This window comes from Petrotoga sp. 9T1HF07.CasAA.8.2 (assembly GCF_002895585.1).
Taxonomy (GTDB): Bacteria; Thermotogota; Thermotogae; order Petrotogales; family Petrotogaceae; genus Petrotoga; species Petrotoga mobilis.
This window is the reverse complement of the sequence record NZ_AZRI01000040.1, coordinates 1-12,726: the sequence shown is the minus strand read 5'-3', so window position 1 is coordinate 12,726 and position 12,726 is coordinate 1. Positions and strand designations below refer to the sequence as shown.

Annotated in this window: 6 protein-coding genes, 1 pseudogene and 1 CRISPR repeat array; of the genes and pseudogenes, 3 read left to right on the top strand and 4 right to left on the bottom strand. The window is 31.3% G+C overall.

What is annotated here, in order from left to right:
- Window positions 1-618: 618 nt before the first annotated feature.
- A CRISPR array of direct repeats spans window positions 619-920; the repeat unit is 30 nt; unit sequence GTGCCTATCCTACCTTTAAGGAATAAAAAC.
- 446 nt (window positions 921-1,366) lie between these two features.
- The 4 genes from X925_RS08575 to X925_RS08560 are packed head-to-tail and all read right to left on the bottom strand — an operon-like array spanning window position 1,367 to window position 10,637.
- Window positions 1,367-2,746, bottom strand: a complete 1,380-nt coding sequence (locus X925_RS08575) for a sigma-54 dependent transcriptional regulator (protein WP_103064543.1) — start codon at window positions 2,744-2,746, stop codon at window positions 1,367-1,369.
- Entirely contained in the window at window positions 2,743-3,522 is a 780-nt protein-coding gene (locus tag X925_RS08570; protein WP_103064542.1) for a hypothetical protein, read from the bottom strand. The genes X925_RS08575 and X925_RS08570 overlap by 4 nt, the downstream gene beginning before the upstream one ends.
- Window position 3,523: 1 nt before the next feature.
- Window positions 3,524-7,885: a hypothetical protein gene (locus X925_RS08565; RefSeq protein WP_103064541.1), complete on the bottom strand. Its 4,362-nt coding sequence runs from the start codon at window positions 7,883-7,885 to the stop codon at window positions 3,524-3,526.
- A complete protein-coding gene (locus X925_RS08560) occupies window positions 7,878-10,637 on the bottom strand; it encodes a hypothetical protein (protein ID WP_103064540.1) in 2,760 nt (919 codons plus the stop codon). The genes X925_RS08565 and X925_RS08560 overlap by 8 nt, the downstream gene beginning before the upstream one ends.
- 344 nt (window positions 10,638-10,981) lie before the next feature.
- On the opposite strand from X925_RS08560, the gene X925_RS08555 reads away from it, so the two are divergent.
- From X925_RS08555 to X925_RS08545, 3 genes and pseudogenes are all read left to right on the top strand, one after another.
- Window positions 10,982-11,908 carry a hypothetical protein gene (locus tag X925_RS08555; protein WP_103064539.1) on the top strand — a complete coding sequence of 309 codons (927 nt, stop codon included), beginning with the start codon at window positions 10,982-10,984 and terminating at the stop codon, window positions 11,906-11,908.
- Between the two features lie 214 nt (window positions 11,909-12,122).
- Window positions 12,123-12,473 carry a DarT ssDNA thymidine ADP-ribosyltransferase family protein gene (locus tag X925_RS08550; RefSeq protein WP_158245448.1) on the top strand — a complete coding sequence of 117 codons (351 nt, stop codon included), beginning with the start codon at window positions 12,123-12,125 and terminating at the stop codon, window positions 12,471-12,473.
- 61 nt (window positions 12,474-12,534) lie between these two features.
- Window positions 12,535-12,726 (top strand): annotated as a pseudogene (locus X925_RS08545) (macro domain-containing protein); the annotation flags it as partial.

The window sequence follows — 12,726 nt, the reverse complement described above, 5'->3', positions numbered from 1 at the left end:
TATCTATCCTACCTTTAAGGAATAAAAACTGAGATAAACTTCTTCTACTTCATAGTTTCCGAAAGTATCTATCCTACCTTTAAGGAATAAAAACTGAGATAAACTTCTTCTACTTCATAGTTTCCGAAAGTATCTATCCTACCTTTAAGGAATAATTTTGCTGCTTTGTGCAAAAGCTCTTTCATAGTGCTTTAGAAACTATTTCTTATCCTCGTTTGCCCCGCAAACGACGTTCGTGCCTTAGCTTACCTTTAAGGAATAAATTTTGCTGTTCTGTGCAAAACGTTTTTTTCATAATGCTTTAGAAACAATTTCCATCTCCTCATTTACGAAGTAAATAAACAATTCTTCGGTCCCTATAACTTCACTTTAAAAAAATAAGCAAATCAGTTTAACTTCCAACTAACTAATATTTATATATTTAACCTGAAATAGAAAAAGATATAAAAAAATGTCTGTCGACCTCCAATAAGGTAAAAACTCCAGGGGATCGACAGACAAGTGCTAAAAAGCACAAGGCTTATTCAATAGGTATTTAAATCGATTTTTAACAATTTCTCAAAGTTTTGCTTGACAAATGTAATTTTTTATGATACACTTTTTATCGTGAACCTATGGGTGCCTATCCTACCTTTAAGGAATAAAAACTTCTATGCTCTTGAACTTCCACTCCCACACATCATAACGTGCCTATCCTACCTTTAAGGAATAAAAACTGATACCAATGGTAATAATAGAATATTCGATTTTTAGTGCCTATCCTACCTTTAAGGAATAAAAACAGACCTAGATTTTTCATAATAGCTAATCTAGTTCTTACGTGCCTATCCTACCTCTAAGGAATAAAAACAATAACTTAGTTGGGCTTTATACGCAATTACGTGATGCTGGTGTCTATCCTACCTCTAAGGAATAATTTTGCTGCCTTTTGCAAAACGCTTTTCATAATGCTTTAGAAACTCTTCCCTGACCTCGTTTGCTTTGCAAACGATGTTCTACGTAAATGACTTATAAAGCCGAACCAAAGATAAGTGAATAGGACAACCAGCATAAAATTCTTTCTCCTAAAGAAATTTGAGAGTTGTTAGGAATATTGAAGCAATCCCTCTTTTTTGCTAAAAAAGAGGGTTGATTTAATGTTTATTTAATTCATGCATGCTGTATTCAATTTACACAAGAGGCGATATTAAGATAGGGAAGATTAGGGAAGAAGCAAAAAAAGTAATGGATGAAACGGCAGAATTAGTAATATCGATCGCTAAGAAGCTGAATAATAAGGGAATGGGAAAGGTGATTGGCGATATAGGGTGGAGCTCTCCCCATTCCTTGAGGGATAAGATGTTGGAGAAAAAATTTTTTATCCTTGTTAAATTCCTCTTATATTTTCTGGTAGTAATATTGATTGTTTTTTAATAACGCAGTCATTAACCGCAGCTTTCAGAATTGACTCAAGCTCTCTAAAATTCCCAGGGTAAGAATAATTTTCAAGTTTTTCAATGGCTTCAAGCGATATCTTGTCAACTGCGTAATTAAGATTGTCATCAACATAATTGATAAAAGGACTTTGAAGTATAAAGCTAATCAGAAATCTTAAGTCCTCTTTTCTTTCTTTTAATGAGGGAATAGAAATCTTGTATTTGAACCTATTATACAAATCACTTCTAAAATTACCTTTTTGAATCTCACTGGGTAAGTTTTTGTTTGTCGCAGCCATTAGAAAGGTCGGTACAGGTATAGCTCCCTTATCATACCCTTCTGGTGTGATTTTATATTCATCTAAATACAATAATAATTTCGCTTGCGTAGAAAACGGTATTTCAGCTATTTCGTCTAAAAAAACAATTCCAAAAATATTTTCCATCAATCGACCTTTCCTGTCAATTGCCCCTGTGAAAGCTCCTTTTCTTGTTCCAAACAATTCGGAGTCGATAAGATTTTGTTCCATATTAACTAAGGAAAATTGATAGTATTTTATTCTGTCATCTTCAGTCCTTTTATAAACTGCCTCGTGTATTATTTTTGTTATCAAGGATTTTCCTGTTCCAGTTTCACCTTCTATTAAAATGGAAGGTAATTTGTAGGTATCTTTCAGATTTTCCAAAAGGTATTTATCGAATCTGCTTAAATCATCATCGATATATTTGATTTCATTCATTACATTCTTTATATAATCAAAATACTTTTCAATCGAGTTAACTATATCATCAATGATAACTTTTAACTTATGGTAAAAATCTCTCATGCTGGAATCTAAAAAAATGCTGATATACTTTTTTTCTTTGTAGAAATTTTCCAATTCTTCTTTTGATTTGACTGAGCATTTGAATTTCCAATTTTTTATATTTTTGTAAGGAATTTTTCTAGTTATTTCGTTAAAATCATTGTCTTCTTGATAGTTTTTCTTTAATTTCCTTATCTCCTCTTTCAGTAACTTTTCTAGTTTACCTTTTTCTTCGAATTCAAACTCTAAGCGAGATTTTCTGAATATACCTATAATTTCATATTGAAGAAACAGGTCAAAAACTTCAGGTTTTACAGAGTCGTCGACAAATAGAATAAAGCTGCATTTGCTATCAATTTCGTTTTTTTGTAAGAAATTTTGATCCGCAATGTAGAGAGTAACGTCTGATGAGATTTTATTGGTGAATAACTTTTTTACATTTACTTTTTCTTTCTTTTCATCAAATTGTTTTTGTAACGAGTCAATAATATCTTCTATGATAGAAGTATCTTCTAAGTAAATCATTTTTTCCTCTCCTTCACGTAGTAAAATATTTCTTTTAATTCTGATTTAATTAAATCACTCTCTTCTAAATTTTTTTCTATAAACTCTTTGAAATCTTTGTAGCTTGTTGAATAATGGTTAGAAAAAATGTTGTTTAAGATATGTAAGAACGTTTCTTTTTCTATATTTCCACTTTTTTCTATCTTCTCTATGGTATCGGAATCAAAATAATTTTCAACCTGGTCAAACTTCTGTTTTATACTTATGCTATAAAAACGCGATCGGTATTCCCAGTACTTATTAATTCTTCGTGGTATAGGACCTCCACCGCTTCTTACTAAATTGACAAGTGGGATCACTTCGCCATTTGGAAGCATAATGTTGTGGTAATGATTCAAATTCTTATCAATTTTGAAACCAGCTTTATTGTTTCTCTTAGTGACGAAAATTCCTTCCAATCTTTCTTTGGTTATATTAACACATAATGGAAAAGAATCTAAATATTTTTGTATATCATTTGCAATTTTATCAGAGTTTAGATAATTAATAATTTTGTACCCCTTGTTTGTCTTTAAAATTTCGTATTGTATTTTCCTTGAACTGACATATGGGGTTTCAAAAGAATAATCGCCTCTTTCTTGCTGTGAACGCTCTTTGTTTGTTTGATCCTCTTCGTCTATTTCTTCAACCAAGGCAGGTTCATCATCATCGAAATTATTCGTTTCTGGTTCGTCAATGTCGAAACTATAAAATACTTTAGCTTTTGCTTTTTCTTTTATTTTTTCTTTAGATCCCATTCTATTTCACCTCGTTATAAAAGGTATAACTGGTTCTCGGATGAGTTTCAATATATTCTTTACTAAATTCTATATTTTTTAACACCTTCATCCCATTTTCGAAAGACATAACCGTTAAAGGTCCACGCGTATTAAAATCCATGAAATACGATTTGGCACTTTTGATTCCTTTTTCTTTCAAAAATTGAGCAAGGGAATAAAGTAATTCAAAATATATCGGATTAAGTTTGATGTTTTCTAACACTTTATCTTGCTTGAGAGTCGGGTTATTTTCTATGCCATAGATAAAATCTTCAAAAGTTTTTTCATCAAACGCTAATTTAAAGATTTTTGAGCTTATAACGTTCATATCCATACCTTTACCACCAGTGTGAAAAGTTTGCATAGAAAGTTGAGTTCCCCTCTCTCCTAGAACATGTCCAGCAGAAAGACCTATATACTCGTTTGTTTCGAATTCTTTTAATGTGGATATATCATGACCTAAATATTTCTTTGAAACATAGAATCTTTTATTATCTTTTTCAATTATTTTTGGAGAACAGATTCTTAATTCACCCCGAGACTCAAGGACTTGAATTATTTCTTCAATTGTATTTTCATCTATCTTTACTTCTTTTCCGTCTCTAATGAAGTATCTTCCCATATATTCAGTCAAATCGAACTTATACTTTGAGTCTTCACCTGAAGATTTTATGATTTTTTTGGTAAGCGTTATTTCGTTGTATTCATCAAACTCTCCTACGTAAAGATTTCCCAGAAATTCCACTAATTTTCTTGTAAAGTATCCGGCTTGTGCAACAAGAAGCTTTTTGTCCATTAAAGTTCGTCGAGATCTCTTCGATATAGATTCCTTGTTTTTGTCTGCTTCAAAATAATCGTCTATCGGAATCCCTTCAAGAAAGTTGCTATTTGAAACCTCTTCGATTTCTAAAAAAAGTTGTTTAAATTGCTCATCTTTGCCTCTGCACTTGCTTTGTTTTATATATTTCATGCTATTTTCTTCTTCGTTTTTTTCTATTTCATAAACTGAGAGGGTCAAGTTATTTTCCATAGAATTTAACAAGTAGCCATTTATAATTTCTTGGTTGATAAGTTCAGGAATATCTTCATTTTGTTTTGCCTGAATCAACTTTTTAAACTTCTCAGAGTATTCTTTTTTCATTGTGTTTTTATCATTTCCAGTAATGGTATAATATCCAAAAACCATATCTTGGTCTATCGAATAATTTAAGCTACCATCTCCAAGTTTGAACGGGTTATTTGAAGGTAGCATTTTGTACAGTTCTTGCATGATTTCCTCACTTTGCTCGTAAGGATAGTAAACCGCCATGGTATCTCCATCGAAATCTGCTCCGAACCCTTCGCATACGATTATCGGTAGTCCAATAGTATAGTTTTGCCAAAAAAGCGGTTTAAAGGATTGCATAGAGTGTCTGTGCAAAGAGGGTTGCCTGTTCAAAATCACATAGTTATTTTTTAGGGCTCCGTCAGAGAATATCTCGTTAAGGCATTTTGCAACCTCTATTCTCTTTTTATAATCTCCTTTTAGTGCCCTATATATTTCCATAACGTTGCATTTGATATGCTCATGATTTTTCAATATTTCAAGGCCAAATTCAATCGGCAATATAACTGTATTTATATCCAGAGGAATATCTTGATCTAAATAGTATTTAATGTTGTCTTTTGGTTGTGGAGTGATAACAGCCCTTCCTGAGTTATGTATTCTTCTGGCTACCATATGAGATCTGATATAGCCTTCTTTTTGGAATAACGATTCTTTTATTATTGAGAGAACCTTTTTGAGAGTTTCATTGTTTTTCTTCGAGCGAGAGTTTTCATTTGCATTTAACAAAGATACAAATTTTTCAATTTCTTGATATACTGCTTTTATACTTTTTTCGTCATTGTTTATTTCACCAACATAATTTTTGAAGTATTTTTCAACATAGCTTTTAAAGTTATTGTAAAATACTGGCTGTTCTTGCTTCCATGTCTTAATCGAGTAGTCTTCTCTCGCTTTCATCGGCTCATAAGCCTTTCTCCATTCTCCCCTGATAGCTTCGAAAGACGCTTTTATTTGTTCAAAATAATCTTTTATTTCTTTGTTATTAAAATAACCGTTGAGATATAAAACACTAGCTAAAAAAGAAGGAATTCTCAATAAGTTCTTATTTTTTCCTAACTTTTGGGAAAGGAATTCTTCTATTTCTTTGTTTAGTTCAATTTTATCTGGTGATTTATTTTCAAATATTGATTTCATAGGATTATCATGATTTATTGAGTAACCAAAGGTTTCCATCATTGAATAGAAGAATTCTAAAGGAGTCTCGTTCGTAGAATCACCTAACTCAGATTCGTCAATATTTTTGTTGGCAAATAAGTTTATCAGATTTTTATTGTTGTAACTAAATAGGCTCCAAAATTCCATCTCACCGATTTTTTGACCACCATTGTTTGATCTTCCTTTTAAGGGTTGTTTGTTAATATGTCCTTCAGAAGCTTTATGTACAAAGTGTATTTTATCGCGTACACAATGATCTAATCTCACTAAGTATTGAAATCCTACGGTTAAATACCAGTTTTTATCTTTATAACTTACCCTAAACCTTCCATAATCGTCCGCCCCAATTTTCTTTAAAGATTCTAAAACTTTATCTTTCTTATTGTACCCATTCTCAAAAGGAGACACACCATTTTTAAAATCTTCGAAATCGGAAAACTTTTGTGCCATTGTACTATGAGTTTCATATAACTGTCCAAGATTCATTCTTGAGACTACCCCTAAAGGGGAAAGCATCACATCAAGTGGTATTTTTTTGTCCTTTACAGTTGCTTTAGGCATTTCTTCATCACTCAAAATTAGTGTTATTGTTCCTTTATTACCGTGCCTGCCCATTATTTTGTCCCCGATTTCAAGTGGTTTAAAAACTTGGTACTCAACACGTATTTCAACCTCAGTTTGTGGCTCGCCACTAAGGCTATAATTTTCAAAAGGTCTCTCTGGAGTATGAGGAATACTTTTAACAATGGCTTGATACTTTCCTTGGTATGTGTATTTTTTATTGTTTTTGTATTTCGGACTCTTCACTTCAAACAAGACATCTCCATAGCTAACAGATTGATTTTCTTTGATCTTCCAGATTATTTTTGTTTGGTCATAAATCCAGCTATCTCCAACCATTTTAGGGAATTTAACTGCTTCAACTTCAACATTGAATTTATCTTCTTCAAGTACCGTAGTTTGCATTTTTTTTGCGAAACTTTCTGAAACAACTATACCATCTTCAAAGTTGAATCCTTCAAACAAACCATATCCAACAAAGGCGTTTATCCCAACTTTACCTTTTTCCTTACCTGTTTTTAGGAAAGGTTCTTCTGCTTTATCAAGAGTTATTGCTTGTTTAAGGTTTTTTGAACCCATCAAAATCCTCGCACCATCAGAATGTAAAATGAATGGTATCTGATAACTTGCAAAAGATAATAAATCTTCCGCAGTATTTTTACTCGAATCATTAAAAAATTGGAATTTATCTATGTTGTATCTTAAGTTTTCTGAATCAACCAGGCTTAAGGTAAGTCCTATTTTTTCAGACTCTGGAGTTTCAAGAAGGTCGACTATTCCAAGGTGAGATTCGTGAGGTAATCGAAGGTTTTTGTTTACTAGTTCATTTGGGTATACGACTTTTCGAGGGTTAGAATAATACTCAATATAATTTAGTTCATCAGGGATAAAGAATATCGGGACCTTTTTAAACAAATCTTTTCCTTTACTTATAGTATAATACTTATATATCCATACCCCTATCTTTCCACTTAATTTATTTATCCTTTTGAATCTAACTTCAGTTTTGTCTGCACCTTTATTTGATCTTTTTTCAGTTAGAACACCTACAAGCGTACTTAAAATAGCCAAATAATATCCTGGGATTATCAGTTTGTTGCTTAAGTCCAAAACTTTTCCTACTGACTCCTCTTTTTCTTCATCAGAATCTGATTCTGAAGTGGCATCTATTTCATATCCATCAAAAATAACCCAAGGTGTGTACAATTTTCTGTTTCTGTGTTTAAAATACCCATCCTCATCAGGATACAGGATTTGGATATCCTCTGCTCTCAAGGTATTCTCTCCATCTTTAACCTCGATTGAATAAAGCCCACATCTAGTACAATCATCTTCCAAGGTTTCAGCGGTTTTTTCGAATCTCCTAATATCTTTGTTTTTTAATTTTTCAATTAATTTACTATTTAAATTTTTCTTTTCAACATCTTTTTCCAAGTTTTTAGTAATGTAGTCAATATAATTTTTCACAATAGGCTTCCAATCATCTGCAACAAATGGTTTATAATAATCTTTAATCATATGATCTTACCGCCTTTTTATCGAAGGATAATTTGAGTATCTTTCCCATAATTCTTAAGTTAGCCCCTTCCAACTCCCCTTTTATATCTTTCTTAATTTCCTCTATTACTTTGTCTTTAAACTCCGTATCGTCGTTGTTTGCAACATTTTTAATGAGATTCAAGTGTAAATAAATTTCTTGTGCGTCTTCATCGTTATACCATTCCAACCACAACGGATAAATCGCAGCAATATTTCTATGCTTTTCAAAATGCTCAAACTGTAAAGATTTAAAAGCAATTGTATCCAATAATTCCATTTCTGGATTATTTATACTATAATTTCCATTCGATATTTGCTTTTTTATATATTCATAAACTTGCGTTTCTAAAGCTTGCGACTTATCTTTAATGTCAGCGAATAACTTCCGTTGCTCATTTGCGTTTGCTGTGTCTAGTGGCCCTACTGAAACTTTTTTTACTAACTCTTTGAGAGTTTTTAAATTGACTGAATTTGGAAAATTCAGTTCGTATTTATCGATCAAACTTAAAATTTCAAACTTTGTTCTTTTCAATCTTGCACTATGGTAAGAATTCGTTACGATCCTATCCGCTTGTACATCTGTTCCGTCTATAAACTTCAGCCACCTTGCGGCATGTATAACTAACTTTTTAAGTTCTTCGTCTTTAATTGGTGATCTTCCAGATTCCAGTAATTCCTTTAATGGAGTCGTATCGATACCAAAAATTTGAACATACTCTTTACTCTTTGACTCTCTGTCTTTATCTATCGGTAAATACCCTCTATGATACTTGGAGATTAATTTAACGGCCTCTAAAATCTCTTCTTTTTTATTTCCAAAAAGTTTTTTTAAATCGACATCATTCTCACCAATTGGCTCAAATATATTAAAAATACTGTCTTCATTCTTGTACTCATCTATGAATTGAACGGAAAGCTCATTGTGCAAATCCCTAACCAAAGAAGGATATTTATCAAGGTATACAAAATTACCATCATTGAGTTTAAACTTTGAGTATGTATGTCCTAAATCGTGAACATTGAGGGCTAAAATTAAAATAAAATAAAATACATATTTGTACTTTATCCCCGTATCTCCGTAATAACCATCGCTAATATCTTCCGGTAAGAATTTTTCCTCTGAAAGGATGTTTATTAAACTGGCGGTAAAATCCATTAATCTCTTACTATGTCTCTGTGAATGCTCAACGGTCTCAGGTATAAGATCCCCTATCCACTGTTTGGACCACTTAGTTATAATCATATTCTCAATGTATTCTTTCAGTTCTCTTGTTTTTTCTTTGTTGCCATCATCAACTTCAAAAACATCGAGTAGATTCTTTCCAATGCCAAATGGCAATTCTCGTTTTTCCTCATAATCACTTAAAATTCTTGCCAAAGGATAAAATGGTTTCAGTTGGTATGAGTCTATGAAAGAAAAAACATTGGCAATCTCTTCAGGTAAATTTAAAAAATCTTTTATATCCAATATTTTATCATTCTCATTCAAATTCAAAGTTTTCACTATTGAATAGATATTATCGAAGTAATCATAATCCCAATCAAGGCCAAAGGCGGGAAATTCTTCCAGATTAGTCTTTTCGTATTTATAATAAAAAGGTATATTTTTGAATAACGAATAAATAGCTATGACTAACCCCACATTTTTCTGGCCGCCAGTCACATCGATTATGAATTGATCTTTAGAGTTTTTGCTTAAAACTTCATCCAATTTACTCCAACTAAGGTCAAAAAGATCCCTCGATAAAACATTTTTCAAAGGAGCAATTTCAACGTTTAAATTGTATTTCTTCTCAAAAATACATTTCAACATTGCTCCTTCCCAAGAATTATTTTCATCATAGTAAGTATGGCTTTTACCTATTTTTTTGATATCTTTGCTTTTGCTATTAGGTTGTCCAAAAAAATCTGGTTGAGTAAAAAGAACAATATTTATAATTTTGTATCCCATATTTTTAATCAAATCATAAGTATCTATTTCGGCAGATATCCCAAATGGAATTTCAAAAAATTTGATCTTATCATACTCTTCTTTGATAAAAAGTTCTTCTAGTTCGGTGTATACTTGTTCATACTCATTTTTCTTACCATTAGCAGTAAGAGATCTTCCCTGAGTTATAACTAACGTTATATCACCTTTCAATCTGTTCTTTACAAATTCAATAATATCAAATACTGATTTATCCTTAACTTCGAACTTTGTAGCTAGATTTTTGTTTTTGTACTTCTCAAAATTATCATTGACTTCAATAAAATTTTCAACAGGATAATCATTGTCTTTCAAGTATTCATTAAAGTCTTTTTTCTTTACCTCGCCCTTCTCTTCTACTTCCATTAAGTATTCTAGATCCTTAACAGCTAACTGATGTTCAAACGGTTTTAAGAATTCGTCTATGACAATTTCGGGATTCTTTTGCAAGATATATCTAATCTTCGCAACCATTTTGAAGCTTTTCAGTAAATTCCATTTTTCAGCAATCTCTTGAGGTGATACAGATCGTTCTATTTCCTCCCTTTCTTCTAAACCACTACTTTTAGATGTATATGTCCATTCCTGATAGAAACCTGTTGGTAACTTTTTTATAGTTAATCTGTACCTCGTGTCTTCAGAATCGCTAACATACCATTGGATAATACCAACTTTACTATGCTTTTTTGACTTAAGTAAGTTATTAAAAGTACTTTGATTCAATAAATATTTCTTTTCAACTTCATAACTTATAATAATCACCCCCTTGATTGAACAAACATATTAATATTTTATCACATTTTTTCTAACGTTTCGAGAAGATGCACCAATTTATTTTAATAAAGGGGTATCTGAGTAAAACTTCAACAAATAACTGCCCTATAATAACATGGAAATTAAATAACTTAATCCATAGTAAGCACTAAAAAAATTTAAAAATATTTTCTGTTGTCATACCTCTATTTTTATATTGAGTACGGTATAATTTCATTGTAACAACAAAATACACACTTCTAATATATATTGAATATCTTAAAAGCTAATTACAATACTTTTTTTATGACTGTTAATAGACCGTATAATTCAAAATATTGGGGGAAGATATAATGAATGAAGAGTTACTTAAAATTTTAGGAAGGATTGCCTCTGCCTTAGAAAACATTGCCGAAAGTCTGAATAGAGAAAATCAAGATAATATTTCTAATAATCTTAATTATGCAAATTCACACACATACGTTAATAAAAATACCACAGAAGATGAAAGCGAGGATATCCTCAACAGACAAATTATCCTTGCAAACTTTTTAATAAACAGGAGAATCACAATAAAAAGCATACCAGAGGAAGAAAATGGAGACAAAATTTTAGATAAAATAGCTGTTTTTATGGGTGACAGATATAAATTGATTCGCCCATTTTTGGATCAAATAAAGCGAAAGATGAACTCAGGACAAACTGTTAAAATGTATCTAAAGGAAAGAACTCAAGATGAAATTTCAAGTATTTGTCAATTGGGTAGCTGGCTACATGAAATTGCTTTTTTGTCGGAATTTATATATTATAAATCTCCAAAATATCTTTTATTGGCTACACCGAATAGAATACCCAAAGCATTGAACTTTTTTTCGGGTAAATGGTTTGAAAGATATATTAAATATCAAGTTATTTCTTTAATAAAGCAAGTTAATCCTTCGATAAAATTTTCTTATTTAGCAAATCCGCAAGTTTCATTTGCAAATGGAGATGATTTTGAGTTAGACCTTCTCTTCGAAATAGAGAGAGAGATTTTTTGGTTTGAAATAAAGTCAGCAGATTATCAAAGATACGTGGAGAAATATTCAAAAGTTTCTAAACTACTAAACCTGGACAAAGACCACTCTTTTATGGTCTTACTAGATATCACAGAACCAGGAGCAGATGCTTTAAAAGATTTATTTCACATGAATGTAGTAAATCTCGAAAATTTTTCCAAGGAATTTCTTAATCAAATACAAAAATGGCAAAACATTGAAGTGAACGAGAATGAAGAATAATTGCGTAAACGCACCCCGTCTAACTGCCTCTTGATAACATGGAAACTACCATCCTACGTTTGAGTTAGATTATTTTCTTTCCCATAAATAATTGTTCCAGACAAAATATAAAGGAGGTGAGACAAGGGGTATCAAAGAGAAAGTCTTTGAATAAAACTACTTACATGTTATCCACAAAATCTTTTTGAATAAAAATTATTGCATAGATAGCGAAGTGGCTAATCAAACTGGAACCTTGATTTCATATGGAAATGCTAGCTCAAAAAATGCTGAAATTTCAATTTATACAAAGCAAACCTTTGAATCATTAAATTTCGATGATATATTCAGCATTTACTGGTGGAGGGAGCCTAAGTTAAAGTCGATCACACAATCAGAAATACTAATTCCAGAAATAGTTGATAAAAAGTATTTTAAAAACGTCTACACCTTCTCAGAAGAAAATAAGAGAACTTTGGGAAATAAAGAAAAAATTGATAGAAAAAAGATAAAAACCCCTAAAGACTCACCAATTTTTGATATGATGTTTCAAAACGAACTTTATATTGATTGTGTTAATTTGTAAGTTCCTAATGAAAGTATGAATATATAACAGTAAAACGAATTTTCTAGAGCAGGTGAATTTTATGCAAATTGTAAAATACTCATTGTTAGAATTCTTAGAACCAGGGAACCTTATAATAAATCCAGTGAATACAGAAGGATACATGGGAAAGGGATTGGCTTTAGAGATTGCAATAAGATTTCCCGAAACTGAAAAAAAATACAAAGAGATATGCAAAAAAGGAGAACTCAACCCTGGCGAGATATTTTTTTAC